The organism is Rhodoferax sp. SPJ4 (assembly GCF_058216275.1).
Genome location: NZ_JBYZMN010000001.1, coordinates 725,455 through 740,332, shown reverse-complemented (window position 1 = coordinate 740,332; position 14,878 = coordinate 725,455). Strand labels below are relative to the sequence as shown.

16 protein-coding genes and 1 tRNA gene are annotated in these 14,878 nt (G+C 68.1%); 10 read left to right on the top strand and 7 right to left on the bottom strand.

What is annotated here, in order from left to right:
• Positions 1-8 precede the first annotated feature (8 nt).
• Positions 9-542, top strand: a complete 534-nt coding sequence (locus tag AC4BAR_RS03680; RefSeq protein ID WP_490626452.1) for a hypothetical protein — start codon at positions 9-11, stop codon at positions 540-542.
• Between the two features lies 1 nt (position 543).
• Here AC4BAR_RS03680 and AC4BAR_RS03675 read toward each other — a convergent pair whose 3' ends face one another.
• A complete protein-coding gene (locus AC4BAR_RS03675) occupies positions 544-1,614 on the bottom strand; it encodes an XdhC family protein (protein WP_490626451.1) in 1,071 nt (356 codons plus the stop codon).
• Between the two features lie 275 nt (positions 1,615-1,889).
• On the opposite strand from AC4BAR_RS03675, the gene AC4BAR_RS03670 reads away from it, so the two are divergent.
• Complete coding sequence (locus AC4BAR_RS03670) at positions 1,890-3,023, top strand: helix-turn-helix domain-containing protein (RefSeq protein ID WP_490626450.1); 1,134 nt, start codon at positions 1,890-1,892, stop codon at positions 3,021-3,023.
• A 25-nt stretch (positions 3,024-3,048) separates the two neighbouring features.
• Here the strand turns inward: AC4BAR_RS03670 and AC4BAR_RS03665 are convergent, their stop codons facing one another.
• Genes AC4BAR_RS03665 through AC4BAR_RS03655 form a run of 3 tightly spaced genes read right to left on the bottom strand, consistent with a single transcriptional unit; the run spans position 3,049 to position 5,311 of the window.
• The gene (locus tag AC4BAR_RS03665) at positions 3,049-3,861 is read right to left on the bottom strand and encodes an ABC transporter substrate-binding protein (RefSeq protein ID WP_490626449.1); all 813 of its coding nucleotides are present in this window, start codon (positions 3,859-3,861) and stop codon (positions 3,049-3,051) included.
• Positions 3,861-4,577 (bottom strand): ABC transporter ATP-binding protein, encoded by a 717-nt coding sequence (locus tag AC4BAR_RS03660; RefSeq protein ID WP_490626448.1) that lies wholly within the window; start codon positions 4,575-4,577, stop codon positions 3,861-3,863. The genes AC4BAR_RS03665 and AC4BAR_RS03660 overlap by 1 nt, the downstream gene beginning before the upstream one ends.
• The gene (locus AC4BAR_RS03655) at positions 4,574-5,311 is read right to left on the bottom strand and encodes an ABC transporter permease (RefSeq protein ID WP_490626447.1); all 738 of its coding nucleotides are present in this window, start codon (positions 5,309-5,311) and stop codon (positions 4,574-4,576) included. Before AC4BAR_RS03655 ends, AC4BAR_RS03660 begins: the two co-directional genes overlap by 4 nt.
• Before the next feature lie 50 nt (positions 5,312-5,361).
• On the opposite strand from AC4BAR_RS03655, the gene AC4BAR_RS03650 reads away from it, so the two are divergent.
• Positions 5,362-6,474, top strand: coding sequence for a substrate-binding domain-containing protein (locus tag AC4BAR_RS03650; RefSeq protein ID WP_490626446.1), 1,113 nt, complete (start codon positions 5,362-5,364; stop codon positions 6,472-6,474).
• A 6-nt stretch (positions 6,475-6,480) separates the two neighbouring features.
• Here AC4BAR_RS03650 and AC4BAR_RS03645 read toward each other — a convergent pair whose 3' ends face one another.
• Both AC4BAR_RS03645 and AC4BAR_RS03640 read right to left on the bottom strand, forming a co-directional pair.
• A complete protein-coding gene (locus AC4BAR_RS03645) occupies positions 6,481-7,737 on the bottom strand; it encodes an SUMF1/EgtB/PvdO family nonheme iron enzyme (RefSeq protein WP_490626445.1) in 1,257 nt (418 codons plus the stop codon).
• A gap of 10 nt (positions 7,738-7,747) precedes the next feature.
• Entirely contained in the window at positions 7,748-8,692 is a 945-nt protein-coding gene (locus AC4BAR_RS03640; RefSeq protein ID WP_490626444.1) for an SDR family oxidoreductase, read from the bottom strand.
• 49 nt (positions 8,693-8,741) lie between these two features.
• Here AC4BAR_RS03640 and AC4BAR_RS03635 point away from each other — a divergent pair, with 49 nt between their 5' ends.
• A complete protein-coding gene (locus AC4BAR_RS03635) occupies positions 8,742-9,854 on the top strand; it encodes a CDP-6-deoxy-delta-3,4-glucoseen reductase (RefSeq protein WP_490626443.1) in 1,113 nt (370 codons plus the stop codon).
• 29 nt (positions 9,855-9,883) lie between these two features.
• On the opposite strand, the gene AC4BAR_RS03630 is transcribed toward AC4BAR_RS03635, so the two are convergent.
• Positions 9,884-10,234 (bottom strand): hypothetical protein, encoded by a 351-nt coding sequence (locus tag AC4BAR_RS03630; RefSeq protein ID WP_490626442.1) that lies wholly within the window; start codon positions 10,232-10,234, stop codon positions 9,884-9,886.
• Positions 10,235-10,381: 147 nt separating this feature from the next.
• Here AC4BAR_RS03630 and AC4BAR_RS03625 point away from each other — a divergent pair, with 147 nt between their 5' ends.
• The 6 genes from AC4BAR_RS03625 to AC4BAR_RS03600 all read left to right on the top strand — a co-directional run bounded on the left by AC4BAR_RS03625 (position 10,382) and on the right by AC4BAR_RS03600 (position 14,768).
• Complete coding sequence (locus AC4BAR_RS03625) at positions 10,382-11,260, top strand: 3',5'-nucleoside bisphosphate phosphatase (RefSeq protein WP_490626441.1); 879 nt, start codon at positions 10,382-10,384, stop codon at positions 11,258-11,260.
• Positions 11,261-11,312: 52 nt separating this feature from the next.
• On the top strand, positions 11,313-11,936 hold the full coding sequence (locus AC4BAR_RS03620) for an L-threonylcarbamoyladenylate synthase (RefSeq protein ID WP_490626440.1): 624 nt from the start codon (positions 11,313-11,315) through the stop codon (positions 11,934-11,936).
• A 25-nt stretch (positions 11,937-11,961) separates the two neighbouring features.
• Positions 11,962-12,630, top strand: coding sequence for a site-2 protease family protein (locus tag AC4BAR_RS03615; protein ID WP_490626439.1), 669 nt, complete (start codon positions 11,962-11,964; stop codon positions 12,628-12,630).
• Complete coding sequence (locus tag AC4BAR_RS03610; protein ID WP_490626438.1) at positions 12,627-13,859, top strand: tryptophan--tRNA ligase; 1,233 nt, start codon at positions 12,627-12,629, stop codon at positions 13,857-13,859. The genes AC4BAR_RS03615 and AC4BAR_RS03610 overlap by 4 nt, the downstream gene beginning before the upstream one ends.
• Before the next feature lie 162 nt (positions 13,860-14,021).
• Positions 14,022-14,612 carry a response regulator transcription factor gene (locus AC4BAR_RS03605; protein WP_490626437.1) on the top strand — a complete coding sequence of 197 codons (591 nt, stop codon included), beginning with the start codon at positions 14,022-14,024 and terminating at the stop codon, positions 14,610-14,612.
• A 66-nt stretch (positions 14,613-14,678) separates the two neighbouring features.
• Positions 14,679-14,768: transfer RNA gene (locus AC4BAR_RS03600), tRNA-Ser, on the top strand.
• The last annotated feature ends 110 nt before the right edge of the window (positions 14,769-14,878 follow it).

Genomic DNA, 14,878 nt, shown 5'->3' with positions numbered 1-14,878 from the left:
GTAGCCGCATGCCCCTGTCCCGCCTGACTGGCCTGCTGAAACGCCTGGCCCGCGCCGCACTGACCCCCTTGCTGGTGGCCTTGCTGCTGTTCGAGGAATGGGGTTGGGAGCCACTGGCCCGGCTGGCAGCGCGGCTCAACCGGCTCCCGGTCTGGGCCGCGCTGGAGCGCTGGATTGCCGGCCTGCCGCCTTACGCCGCCTTGGCCATGTTTTGCACCCCGGCGCTGGCGCTGTTCCCGCTCAAGCTGCTGGCGCTGTACTGGGTGGGCCAGGGCCATGTGGCGGCCGGGCTGGTGGTGATTCTGGGGGCGAAGGTGGTGGGCACGGCCATGGTGGCGCGGCTGTTCCAGTTGACCCAGCCGGCGCTGATGCGGCTGGCCTGGTTTGCGCAGGGGTATGGCCGCTGGAAAAACTTCAAGGACAGCCTGCTGGCCCAGGTGCGGGCGTCAAGGGCCTGGCGCGGCGCGCGGGCCCTGCGGCGGCGGTTGCACCGCTGGGCCACGACGGCCTGGCAGGGGCTGCGCGGGCGCCCTGGCGACTGACTCAGCGGTTGCGGCCAGGGATGCCGCAGACCAGGTCGCCCGGGTCGTTGGCCTGGATGGCGCGCTCGTTCTTGGCATGGGCCACGTCCATGTCGCGTGGCAGGGTCACATTGTTTTTCACCGCCAGGATTTCCGCCATCACGCTGACCGCGATCTCGGGCGGGGTCTTGCTGCCGATGTAGATGCCGATGGGGCCGCGCAGCCGGCCCAGCGTGGCCTCGGTCTGTTCGAAATGCTCGATCATGCGCTCGTGGCGGGCGTCGTTGTTGCGGCGCGAACCGATGGCGCCCACGTAAAAGGCGTCGGTCTTCAGCGCTTCCAGCAGCGCCAGGTCGTCGAGCTTGGGGTCATGGGTGAGCGCCACCACACAGCTGCGGCGGTCGGGCCGGAAGGCCGTGACCACGTCGTCGGGCATGTCCGACACCACCTTGGCGCCGGCCACCGACCAGGCGCCGCGGTACTCTTCGCGCGGGTCGCAGACCGTCACCGCGAAGCCGCTGAACAGCGCCATGGTGGCCAGGTACTCGGTGAGCTGGCCGGCGCCGATCAGCAGCATGCGGTACTCGGGGCCGAAGGTGTTGACCAGCTCGGTGCCAGACACCGCCAGCTCGGCCGGTGCCTGGGCCTCGGTCTGGCTGATGTGGCCGTCGCTCAGGCGCACCGTGCGCTGCACCAGCCGGCCCGATTCCAGCAGGGTGACCAATTCCGACAGCGCCGCGGCGTCGGGGTCGTATTCCAGCAGCAACTCCAGCGTACCGCCGCAGGGCAGGCCAAAGCGGTGGGCCTCGTCGGCGGTGATGCCGTACTTGACGAAGCCCGGCGCGCCGGAAGGAATGGCGTTCTGCGCATCCTTGCCGGCATAGGCCTGGGTGAAGCGGTAGATCAGATCGTCCTCGATGCAGCCGCCGGACACCGAGCCCACCACCGCACCGTCTTCGCACAGCGCCATGATGGAGCCGATGGGCCGGGGCGACGAGCCCCAGGTCCGCACCACCGTGGCCAGCAGGCCGCGTTTGCCGGCGAGCCGCCAGTCACGCAGGGTGCGCAGCACCATGACGTCGAGATTTTCCATTTGCTTGGTTCCAGTGCAGTGCGTGTAGATGTTGTTCAGCAGCCACCCGGTTGCGTTTTGTGACAAAACGTCCCAGGTGGCTTGGCCGGTGCGCGATCGGTGCGCGCAGCGCGCCATTATCGAATTGCCACTCGGCGAAATTGGGGCACTTGAACCCGATCACACCTAGGCGAAACCCTGAAATATGCACGGATTCACCCCTTGCCCGAGGGGATCGCCCTCTGACGCCCGTGCTGCAATCGCTCTATAGTCTTTTTTAGATTGCCATCGCCACCATGATGATTCCCAACGCCACCCAGGACGTGCAAGCGCGTCTGCTCGCCATCGAGCAGGCTCGCCGCACCGTCATGGCCGATGGCAACAGCGCGCTGGCCAGCCACTGGCAGGGCCGGCACTACATCGAAGAGTCGTGGCGCCGCTGCCTGGGCGTGGGCTACACACCCACCCAGTCGGTGGAGTTTGACGTGGTGTCGCACTACACAGCCAGCCGGGCCATCGACGCCAACCGGCTGCTGCTGGAAGCGGGCCGGCCGGTGCTGCAAAACCTGGGGCGGGCCATTGCCGGCACCCATTACTTCGCCATCCTGACCAACGCCGACGGCGTGGTGGTGGACACCAACGGCCCGATCGACCGGCACGACCGGCGGGCCGAACTGATCACCCGCATCGGCGTGGACCTGTCGGAGCATGGCATCGGCACCAGCGCCATCGGCACCGCCTTGCACCAGCTGCACCCGGTGTGGCTGCACCGCGGCGAGCATTTCTTCAGCGGACTGCAGCACTACAGCTGCGCCGGCGCGCCGGTGTTCAATCCCGACGGCCAATGCGCAGGCATGCTGGACCTGACCGGCATTGACCAACCCGAACGGCCGGAACTGATCCACCTCGCCGCCCAGGGCGCGCGGTGCATCGAGAACGCCATGGTGCTGAACCGCCCGCATGCGCTGCTGCTGCGGCTGAACTGGCCTGGCCGCACGCTGGGCGACGAAACCGATGGCCTGGTCTGCCTGGACGGCGACGGCTGGGTCACCGCCGCCAACTCGATGGCCCGGCAGATGGTGCAGCCGCTGAGCCAGACCGGCGCGCCGGTGCATTGCCGCGACCTGCTGGCCATGCCCTACGAGACCCTGTTCAACGCGGCCATGCACAACGGCCATGCGATGGAGGTGCCGCTGTGGTCGGGCTTGCGGCTGAACGCGCTGGCCCTGCCCCATGGCCAGACCACGGCCCTGGTGCCCCCCGCGCAGGCCATGCCAGGGGGTGACACGCTGCCGCTGCGCAACGTGGAAATCGCGCTGATCCAGAAGGCTGTACAAGAAGCCCGCGGCAACGTGGTGGTGGCCGCCCGTGCGTTGGGCATCAGCCGCGCCACCATCTACCGCAAACTGGGCATGGCCAAGGGCCGCTGAGGCCGCGCAGCCCGCCGCACCCGGTTCACTGCCCCGCGTTGGGGAAGAACAACTGCTCGCCGGCGATCTTGTAGCTGGCGATCGCCGCCTGACCAGCGGCAGACACCACCCAGTCGGCAAATTTTTGCGCCTCGGCCTGCTTCACATGCGGGTGTTTGGCCGGGTTGACCACCATCACGCCGTACTGGTTGAACAAACGCTTGTCGCCTTCCACCAGGATGGCCAGGTCACCGCGGTTCTTGAAGCTGAGCCAGGTGCCGCGGTCGGCCAGCAGGTAGGCGCCGCTGGAGGCGGCGATGTTAAGCGCCGGGCCCATGCCACAGCCACATTCCCTGTAACCGCTGCCTTTGGCGCCCTCGCCCACCGCGAGTTTCCACTGGCGCAGCTCGGCAGCGTGGGTGCCGCTCTTGTCGCCGCGCGAAATGAAGCTGCCATTGGCCGCCGCCAGCTTTTTCAGCGCGGCGGCGATGTCATGGCCACGCACGCCCGCCGGGTCGGCGGCCGGACCCACCAACACGAAGTCGTTGTACATCACCGGCAACCGCTTCAGGCCGAAGCCGTCGGCGACAAACTTCTCCTCGGCCACCTGGTCGTGCACAAACACCACGTCGGCGTCGCCTCGCCGGGCCATGTCCAGCGCCTGGCCGGTGCCCAGCGCCACCACCTTGATGTCGATGCCGCTGGCCTTCTTGAATTCGGGCAACAGATGCGCGAACAGGCCCGACTGCTCGGTGGAGGTGGTGGACGCCATGACGATGGCCTGGGCCTGCACCGCGCCGCTGGCCACCAGCATCAGCGCCAGCAGAACCGACTGGGCACGCAAAGATTTGAGAAACATCACACCTGCTCTCCTTTGACAAACAAATGGGCTTCGGGGTGCTGCGCCTGCAGCAACGGCCCATGAAAAAACGATGCGGTGTCGAGGTCGGCCAGCACCCGGCCATGCTCGAGGTAAACCACCCGGGTCGCCAGGCGCTTGACCTGGCCCAGGTTGTGGCTGGCAAACACCAGCGTCATGGGCTGCTCGCCCCGACCCTGGGCAAAGTCGGCCATCAAGGCCTCGACCTCGCGTTTGGCATGCGGGTCCAGGCTGGCCGTGGGTTCGTCCAGCAGCAGCACATCGGGCTGCAGGGCCCAGGCCCGGGCCAGCGCCAGCCGCTGCTGCTGGCCACCCGACAAGGCGCGGGCATTGCGGCCGGCCTGGTCGGCCAGACCGACCCGGTCGAGTGCAACGATGGCCTGGCCGCGGGCGGCACGCCAGGGCGTGCCGGCCAGCCACAGGCCCAGAGCCACGTTGTTCTGCGCCGAGGTGCGCAGCATGTGGGGCCGCTGGAACAGCATCGCCTGGCGGGCCAGGCCGTCGTGGCTGAACTGGCCAGCGCTGGGCCGGGCCAGGCCATGCAGCAGGCGCAGCAAACTGCTTTTGCCGCTGCCGTTGGCGCCCACCAGCGCCACCCGCTGGCCGCGGGCGATGGACAGGCTGACCTGTTGCAGCGCCGGCACCCGGCCGAAGGCCAGGTCGACCCGGTCCAGCGCAAACAGCGGTGTGCTCACGCGCTCACCCCGGCCAGCATGGCGCTGCTGCCACCGTCGATGCGCTCGCGCCAGCGCCGCAGCAGGGCAATCACGCTGTTGAGCACCAGCACCACCGCCAGCAGCACCAGGCCCAGGGCCAGCGCCAGCGGCAGGTCGCCCCTGCTGGTTTCCAGCGCGATGGCGGTGGTGATGACGCGGGTGAAGCCGTCGATGTTCCCACCCACCACCATCACCGCGCCGACCTCGGAGATGGCCCGGCCGAACGAGGCAATCAACACGGTGAGCAAGGCGTAGCGATCGTCCCAGGCCAGCATCAGGCTGCGCAGCAGCGGCCCGGCGCCCAGCGAATCCAGTTGTTCGCCATGGGACCGTTCGGCGTCGGCCACCACCTGGCGGGTCAAGGCGGTCACCACCGGCAGCACCAGGATGGCCTGGGCCAGCACCATGGCCTTGAAGGAAAACAGCCAGCCCAGAAAACCCAGCGGACCGGAACGCGAAAGCAGCAGGTAGACCAGCAAGCCCACCACCACCGACGGCAGGGCCAGCAGGGTGTTGAGCAGCGTCAAAAGCAGGTCCCGGCCGGGGAAGCGGGCCACGCCCAGCCAGGCGCCCAGAGGCAAGCCCAGCAGGCAGGCCAACACCAGCGCGCAGGCGCTGACGGCCAGCGAACGCCCCACGATGGCCAGCAACTGCGCATCCAGAGAACCAATGAGCTGCAGCGCCGTGCCAACGCTTTCGGAAATCGAATTCATGAACCCAGGTATCGTAGGAGGGTCGCTATTCCCTGACCATATGAACAACGGTGCATAAGTCCATCCACCTCAGTTACGCGCTGTCGGCCGACACGCCCACCGGCGCCGGCCATGCCCCCATCCGCAACCTGTTGCTGGACATGCTGCACGCGGTGCAGGTGTCGGGCTCGATCTCGGCGGCCGCCCGGTCGCTGGGCTTTTCCTACCGCCATGTGTGGGGCGAGCTGAAGCGCTGGGAAGAGCGCCTGGGCAGCGAATTGCTGGTCTGGGAAAAAGGCCAGTCGGCCAAGCTCAGCGAGTTCGGCGACAAACTGCTTTGGGCCGAGCGCCAGGCCCAGGCCAGGCTGGCGCCGCAGATCGAGGCCTTGCAGGCCGAGTTGCAGCGCGCCTTCGCGCTGGCCTTCGACCCCGATGTGCATGTGCTGACCTTGTACGCCAGCCACGACGACGCACTGACCGCGCTGCGCGAGCATGCCGCCAGCCAGGCCCAGCTGCACCTGGACATCCGCTTCACCGGCAGCGTGGACGCGATCAGCGCGCTCAACGAGGGCCGCTGCGCGATGGCCGGTTTCCACACCCTGGTGCAGCCCGACCGCCATTCGCTGGCCGCCCGCACCTACCGCCCGCTGTTGAAACCGGGCCAGCACAAGGTGATCGGCTTCACGCTGCGCCAGCAAGGCCTGATGCTGCCGCGCGGCAACCCGCAGGGCCTGCTTCAGCTGGCCGATCTGTTCCAGCCCGGTGTGCGTTTTGCTGGTCGGGCGCTGGGCACCGGCACCCGGCTGGTGCTGGACGAATTGCTGCAGCAGGCCGGCCTGCCGCCGGCCGAGCGGCTGGGCAGCCACACCGAGCCCACCCATGCGGCGGTGGCCCAGGCGGTGGCCAGTGGCACGGCCGACGTGGGCCTGGGCATTGCCTCGGCGGCCCAGGCGCGCGGGCTGGACTTTGTGCCGCTGGTGGAAGAGCAGTACCGGCTGGTGTGTTTGAAATCCTCGCTGGAGCAGCCGCCCACACGCACGCTGCTGGCGGTGCTGCAGCAATCGGCTTGGCAGCAGCGCCTGAGCCAGATCACCGGCAACCGGCCGGCCCGCTGTGGCCAGGTGCTGCCGCTGAGCCGCGAGCTGCCTTGGTGGCAGTTCAGGGGCGCGGCCACGCCCCACTGAAACGGGCTACAGCGCGCAGGAGCGAAAGCCCACAAAGTGGGTGTCGTCGTCGGGCAAGGCCCCACCCCGCCAGCCGGGGTAGCGCAGCCGCTCGGCGGTGGCGAACGAGGCCCCGCGCAACACCTTGCCCAGGCCGAACAGCCGGGCACTGCCCTCGCGCCAGGGCCCGGGCTGGTAGCCGGGGTAGGGCCGGAAGGTGGTGGCCGTCCATTCGTGCACATCGCCCCAGCGGAACCCGCGTCGCACCGCGCTGTGGGCTGCCATGTCCCATTCCACCTCGGCTGGCAGCCGGCGGCCGGCCCAGCGGCACCAGGCGTCGGCCTCCCACCAGCTGACATGGCACACGGCCTGCTGGCCAGCCAGCCGCACGGCCCGGCCCAGCCGCTGCTGCAACACCGCGCCGCTGGCCGCGCCGATCTGCGTCACATGGCGTGGCGCGCGGCGGCCTTCGCGCACCGCGGTCTGCTGCAGCCAGTCCCAGCCGGCCGGCAGCCACAGCTCGGGGCGGTCGTAGCCGCCGTCGTCGGCAAACTCGACAAACTGCGACCAGCTCACCGGCTGGGCGTCGATCTCGACCTCGGGCAGGTCGATCGCATGGGCCGACTGTTCCTCGTCCGCGACAAAGCCGCCGCCCACCGCGCCCTGGGTCGTGCCCAGGGTCCAGCGCACCGCCGGCAGCCACAGCGGCTCGCGCAGTGGGCTGGTGGCGGGCTGGGGAATGTCCAGCCCCACGCCCAGCGCCTGGGCGGCCCGGATCAAGGCCTCGGCACAGGCGTCTTCATGGAACAGCGCCAGCCGGAAAAAATACAGCGCCTCGGGCTGGTGCGGGGTTTTCTCCAGCAATTCCAACGTGCCCTCCAGGCCATCGAGCAAATAGGCCTTGAGCCGGCCGGCCTCGGGCAGCGCCAGCGCCCAGCGCTCCGCTGGCGTGCTCTGGGCCGGGTCCCACCAGGCGTCGGCCATGGGTTCGATGGCGCCCAGCCGCAGGCCATCGGGGGCACAGGCCGCGCCCTGGCCACGCTGGGGGTTGCGGCCGATCCAACGCTCCTGAAACCAGCCGGCATGGCCGGCGGTCCACAGCGGCGGCGGCAAATGGACCAGCGAGGGGCTGTCGTCGGGCTGGCGATGCAAGGCATCGCCAAAGGCGTCGAGCAGGGCCAGGGTCTGGTTGCGCGCGTTCAGCAGGCCCAGTGACAGGGTTTCGGCGCCGGCATGGCGCATGTCGGGCGAGTCAACCGGAATGGTGGCGTGGGCTCGGCTCATGGCGGGGTCTTCAGGCGGCCAACAGGCCGCTGGCCACCGTGGGGTGCTGCAGCACCAGGCGCAGCTCGCGTTTCATGCGGCGATTGTCCAGCCGGCGCGACTCGCTCATGAAGCTCAGCAGCATCAGCGGCAACGCGTCCTGCGCGGTGCTGCGCGGCAGCCTGGGTGGGCGCGGCAGGCCGTACAGGTCGGCGGCCAGGTCGAAGTAGTCGCCCATTTTCAGTTCGCTGTCGTCGCTGACGTTGTAGCAGCGCTGCGGCCGGCCGCGCCACAGCGCCGCCAGACAGGCCCGGGCCAGGTCGTCGGCATGGATGTGGTTGGTGTACACATCGTCCTTTTCGACCAGAACCGGGGTGCCCTTGAGCAGGCGTTCGCGCGGCGTGCCGCCCTCGCGGTCGGGTGCGTAGATGCCGGGAATGCGCAGCACACAGGCCCGCAGCGGCCCGGCCGTCTGGCTGGCCAGCGCATGGAAACGGATCTGGGCCTCGGCGTCCGACCGGCGCCAGGCGCGGGCGGTGTCGGGCTGGACCGGGCGCGACTCGGCCACCAGCGCCCCGGCACAGTCGCCGTAGACGCCGCTGGTGGAGCCGTAAACCAGCGAACGCACCCGGCCACGCTGGCGCAGGGCCCGGGTCAGCGCCGCGGTGCGCGGGTCGCCCCAGCCCTCGCGCGGCGGCGGGGCCAAGTGGATCAGCCGGGTGGCCAGGCCACCCAGCCGGCGCAGGCTGCGCGGGTCGTCCAGGTTGCCCAGCAGCGGCGTGGCGCCGGCAGCCCGCAGTTCGGGCGCGCGGTCCGGGCTGGAGGTCAGCGCCAGCAACCGCGGGCCATGGGGGTGGGGGGAACGGTTCTGCAGGTGCAGCACCCGCAGGCCGACGTCGCCACAGCCGACGATGAGCAGGCGTTCGCGGCGGAAGCGGGCGGGCAGAGCGCCCAGGGGGTTCTGGTTTGAAGGCAAAATTGGCGGTTTGGGTCGACAAGAGATTCACCCGCAAGGATAACGACACATGAGTTTTGTCATCACCGTGCAGCCCAGCGGCCGCACTTTCACCGCCCATGCCGATGAGGCCATCCTGGCCGCCGGCATCCGCACCGGCATTGCCTTGCCCTATGGCTGCAAGGACGGCGCCTGCGGTTCCTGCAAATGCAAAAAGCTCTCCGGCGAGGTGGTCCATGGCCCGCACCAGAGCAAGGCGCTGAGCGCCGACGAGGAGGCCGAGGGCTTTGTGCTGACCTGCTGCGCCGTGCCCCATTCCGACGTGGTGCTGGAGTCCAAGCAGGTCACGCTGGCCGGCGCTTACCCCATCAAGAAGATGCCGGCCCGGGTGATGGCGCTGGAGAAAAAGTCGCCCGACGTGATGCAGCTGCGCCTGCAACTGCCGGCCAACGACGCCTTTCTGTACCACGCCGGCCAGTACGTGGAGTTCATCCTGCGCGACGGCGCCCGCCGCGCCTACTCCATGGCCAATGCACCGCACACGCTGGCCGAGCCGGGCACCGGTGTGGAACTGCACATCCGCCACATGGAAGGCGGAAAGTTCACCACCCATGTGTTCAGCGCGATGAAGGAAAAGGAAATCCTGCGTGTGGAAGGGCCGTTCGGCAGCTTCTACCTGCGCGAGGAATCGACCAAGCCCATCGTTCTGCTGGCCTCGGGCACCGGTTTTGCGCCCATCAAGGCGGTGATCGAGCACATGCAGTTCAAGGGCATTGCCCGGCCCACCACGCTGTACTGGGGCGGCCGGCGGCCAGAAGACCTGTACCTGGAACACTGGGTCAAGACCAAGTGCGCCGAGATGCCCAACCTGCGCTATGTGCCGGTGGTCTCCAACGCTTTGCCGGAAGACGGCTGGACCGGCCGCACCGGCTTCGTCCACCGGGCGGTGCTGGAAGACCTGCCCGACCTGTCGGGCCACCAGGTCTATGCCTGCGGCGCGCCCATCGTGGTGGACTCGGCCCGGGCCGACTACACCCGCCTGGCCGGGCTGCCGGAAGACGAGTTCTATGCCGACTCCTTCACCACCGAGGCCGACAAGCACGCCGGGGAGGCCGCGCCGCCGGTGTTTTCGGCCGAGATGCTGGCCGAGGCGGCCGCCAAAAACCTGTCAACCGACGGCTGAGCCGCTGGCCCGGCCGGTGCCGGGCGAGGTCAGCGTGCCGGCGCCACCGTCTGGCGGTCGTGTTTCTGCCGGTAAATGGCGCGGCTGGCGCGGTTTTCTTCGCGCCGCAGGTGGCGGCGCTCGGCCGCGGTCACCTTGCCGTCGGACTTGGCCTGCGCCTCGTCGCGCTGGATCTTGGCCTCGCGCTGGTCCAGCCGGGCGGTTTCTTTGGGCGTCAACTGGCCGGAGGCCACCCCCTGGGTGATGCGCTCCTGCTGGCGCACCTCGCGCCGGTCGATGCGCGGGGTGGCGGTGGGGTCGGCCGCGGGGGCCGGGGTCTGGGCCGAGGCGATGCCAGCGGCGGCCAGCGCGAAGACGGTGAGCAGGGTGTTGACGCGCATGGCGAATCCTTGAATGAAGCCGGGAAAATCCCCGTGCGAAGTCAACGGCGCCACCCGCGTTGGCGGTGACAGCCTGGCGCCGCATTTTGTAAGGGCATGTCACCTCCATCACAGCGGCAGGCCGGGCCCACGGCCTAGAATCAACACGTGACTTCCATACTCAATGCTGACCTCCATTGCCACTCGGTGGTGTCCGATGGCACGCTGACGCCCGAGGCGCTGGCCGCGCGGGCCAAGGCCAACGGGGTGGAACTGTGGGCGCTGACCGACCACGACGAGATCGGTGGCCAGCACCGGGCCATTGCCGCCGCACACGACCAGGGCCTGCACTACCTCACCGGCACCGAGATCTCGGTGACCTTTGCCAACGTCACGGTGCACATCGTGGGCCTGGGCTTTGACCCCGACAACCGCGCGCTGGCCGAGGGCCTGCACGCCACCCGTGGTGGCCGCGACGCCCGGGCCATGGAAATGTCCGACGGTCTGGCCAAGGTGGGCATCCGCGGCGCCTACGACGGCGCACTGGCCTATGTGGGCAATCCGCAGCTGATTTCGCGCACCCATTTCGCCCGTTTTCTGGTCGAGACGGGCGTGTGCAAAGACACCAACGAGGTCTTTCGCAAATACCTCACCGAAGGCAAGCCCGGCTATGTGCCGCACCGCTGGGCGTCCCTGGGCGACGCGGTGCGCTGGATTGCCGAGGCCGGCGGCGTGGCGGTGATCGCCCACCCGGCGCGCTACAAGTTCACCGCCAACGAAGAGTACGCGCTGTTTTCCGAATTCAAGGCCCATGGCGGCCGAGGGGTGGAGGTGGTGACCGGCAGCCACACACCGCCCGAGTACGTGCGCTACGGCGAGATGGCAGCCGAGTTCGGTCTGGCTGCCTCGCGCGGCAGCGATTTCCACAGCCCTGACGAGAGCCACACCGACCTGGGCAGCCTGCCCTACCTGCCCGGTGGCCTGACGCCGGTGTGGGACTTGCTGGCCGACCGCATCCACCGCGCCCCCCTCGTCGCCGCGCACTGAGCGGGGGCCAGCGCGGCAGGCCGCGCCAAAGCGGCTACCATGCCTGCCCACCATGGCCCAATTTCTCCAAGTTCACCCCGACAACCCGCAACCCCGTTTGCTCAAACAGGCGGTGACGCTGCTGGAATGCGGCGGCATCGTGGCCGTGCCCACCGACTCCAGCTACGCGCTGGTTTGCCACCTCGATGACAAAACCGCCGCCGACACGCTGCGCCGCATCCGCGGGGTGGACGACAAACACCACCTGACGCTGCTGTGCCGCGACCTCAGCGAGCTGGCCACTTACGCGCGGGTGGACAACACCCAGTACCGGCTGTTGAAGTCGGCCACGCCAGGGCCTTACACCTTCATTCTGGAAGCCACCAAAGAGGTGCCGCGCCGGCTCAGCCACCCCTCGCGCAAGACCATCGGCCTGCGGGTGCCCGACCACCCGACGCTGCAGGCCTTGCTGGCGCTGCACAACGGGCCGCTGCTGGCCACCACACTGATCCCGCCCGGCGAGACCGAGCCACTCAACGACGCCGAGGAAATCCGCGAGCGCTTCGAGCGCCAGCTGGCCGCGGTGATCGACGCCGGCCCCTGCCCGCTGGAACCGACCTCGGTGATCGACCTGAGCGGCAGCGAGCCCACGGTGCTGCGCGAAGGCCGGGGCGACGTGGCCCGCTTCGGGCTCTGACACCACCCTCTGAGACAATCACGCTGTGGACTTTGCCAACATCATCCAGACCATCGCGGTCTACGCCCTCCCCGTTTTGTTTGCCATCACCGTGCACGAGGCCGCCCACGGCTACGTGGCCCGGCACTTTGGCGACAACACCGCCTGGCTGCTGGGCCGGGTGACTCTCAACCCGATCAAACACATCGACCCGGTCGGCACCATCGTGATGCCGCTGGTGCTTTACATCGCCACCGCCGGCACCTTTTTGTTTGGCTACGCCAAGCCGGTGCCGGTGCGTTTTGGCCAGTTGCGCAATCCCAAACGTCACATGGTCTGGGTGGCGCTGGCCGGGCCGGCTGCCAACCTGATTCAGGCCATTCTGTGGGGCGTGCTGTTCTATCTGCTGCAGGGCACCGGGCTGACCGAAGATTTCTTTCTGAAGATGTGCCGCGCCGGCCTGCTGGTCAACGTGGTGATGTTTGTCTTCAACCTGTTTCCGCTGCCACCGCTGGACGGTGGCCGCATTCTGGTGGGCCTGCTGCCTTACAAGCAGGCCGAACTGCTGTCGCGCATCGAGCCCTGGGGCTTCTTTGTGGTGATGGCCTTGATCCTCGCAGGGGTGCTCAGCAAGTTCTGGATGCAGCCCCTGATGGCTGCAACCTATGCGGTGATTCAGCTGCTGCTGAGCCCGCTCGCCTGGCTGATGACATGACCGCTGATTCCTCTCCCCTCGTCGCGCCCCAAGCCGTGGAACGCGTGCTCTCGGGCATGCGGCCCACCGGTGCCCTGCACCTGGGCCATTACCACGGTGCGCTGAAGAACTGGGTGCGGCTGCAGAACGAGCTGGACTGCTACTACTTTGTGGCCGACTGGCATGCGCTGACCACCCACTACGAGAGCCGCGAAGTCATCGAGAAAAACGTCTACGAGATGGTGATCGACTGGCTGGCCGCCGGGCTGGACCCCAACAAGTGCACGCTGTTCCTGCAAAGCCGCATTCCCGAGCATGCCGAGCTGTTCACGCTGCTGGCCATGGGCACACCGATTGGCTGGCTGGAACGGGTACCCACCTACAAGGACCAGCAGGAAAAGCTCAAGGACAAGGATTTGTCCACCTACGGCTTCCTGGGCTACCCGCTGCTGCAGGCGGCCGACATCCTGATCTACCGCGCCAAATGGGTGCCGGTGGGCGAAGACCAGGCCAGCCATGTGGAGCTGACCCGCGAGGCCGCCCGCCGCTTCAACCACCTGTATGGCCGCGAGCCCGACTTCGAGGCCCGCGTCCAGGCCAGCCTGGACAAGCTGGGCAAAGACAGCGCCAAGCGGCTGGAAAAATCGCGCAAGGTGTTCCAGGAAACCGGCGACACCAAGGCCTTGGAAGGGGCCTTCGGCTTCATCGCCAGCAGCCCGCTGATCGACGCCAAGGAGCGCGAGCGGCTGGAAGGCTGGTTCCGGGGTACCGGCAAGGCGGTGCTGGTCGAGCCCCAGGCCCTGCTCACCGAAGCCAGCAAGCTGCCCGGCCTGGACGGCGCCAAGATGAGCAAGAGCTACGGCAACGCCATTGCCATGCGCGAAGACGTGGCCAGCATCACACACAAGGTCAAGCGCATGCCCACCGACCCGGCCCGGGTGAAGCGCACCGACGTCGGCGACCCGGCCCGCTGCCCGGTCTGGCAATTCCACAAGGTTTATTCGGACGCGGCCACCCAGCAATGGGCCAGCGCCGGCTGCCAGAGTGCCGGCATCGGCTGTCTGGAGTGCAAACAACCGGTGATCGACGCCATCGTGCGCGAGCAGCAACCCATGCTGGAACGCGCCGCCCCCTATGTGGCCAACCCCAAGGTGGTGCGCGACATCATCGATGCCGGCACCGACCGGGCCCGCGCCACCGCTCAGGCCACGATGCGGGATGTGCGCGAGGCCATGGGCCTGAATTACTGAAATGGTGTCTGTTTTCGCGCCAAATCCGGGCCTCAGGCCTTGGACAATCGCGCAAAATGCAGCATATTGGCACCGATCCGCAGACCGCGGACGCCACCCTCGATCGGGACGCCTGGCCGGATGGCCGGCCGGCTCCCCTGTTTAGTAGAAAGCGTGACCGCTGTGAGCTTGTACGTCATTGATGACCACCCCCTGATGCGCGATGCCATCTCCACCGTGCTGCGGCGCCTGCGCCCCGGCACCGAGGTGGTGGAACTGGAAAGCATTGGCGCCATGGACGCCGCCGTGGTCAAACACGGCGAACCCACGCTGATCTGCCTGGACCTGAAGCTGCCCGACGCCCGTGGCGTCTCGGGCGTGCGCGAACTCACCCAGCGCTACGCCAAGGTGCCGCTGGCGGTGATCTCCGGCTCCCCGGCCGAAGACTTTGAAGAGCTGTGCATCGAAAGCGGTGCCGACGTTTACATTGAAAAATCGGCCGGCGTGACCGAAATTGGCGCCGCCCTGCGCGCCCTGCTGACCGCCGACGCTGGTTTTGAAGAGCTCGAAGCGGTGGACGAGAAACTGTCCAAGCGCCAAAAGCAGTTGCTCATCATGCTGGACCGTGGCCTGAGCAACCGCGAAATCGCCGACGAGCTGGGCATCAGCGAACACACGGTGAAAGTGCACCTGTGGCGTTTGTTCCGTCGCCTCAACGTCAAGAGCCGCACCCAGTCGATTCACTACGCCCGCACCTACGGCCTGCTCGGCTGAACGGCCTGCGGCCGCGCGGTGCCGAAAGCCCGCGCCGCGCTGCTACAATCCTCAGCTGATCACCCCGGAGAGATGGCAGAGTGGTCGAATGCGCCGGACTCGAAATCCGGTATACGGTCAAACGTATCCAGGGTTCGAATCCCTGTCTCTCCGCCAGTAAGTCTGAAGCCCCTGTCCCAGGGGCTTTTTTCTTGGGAAGCGCCCAGCGGCGCGGTCGGCTCCGGCATGGTACGAACTGGGACAATCCCTTTTCATGCCCTCGCCCG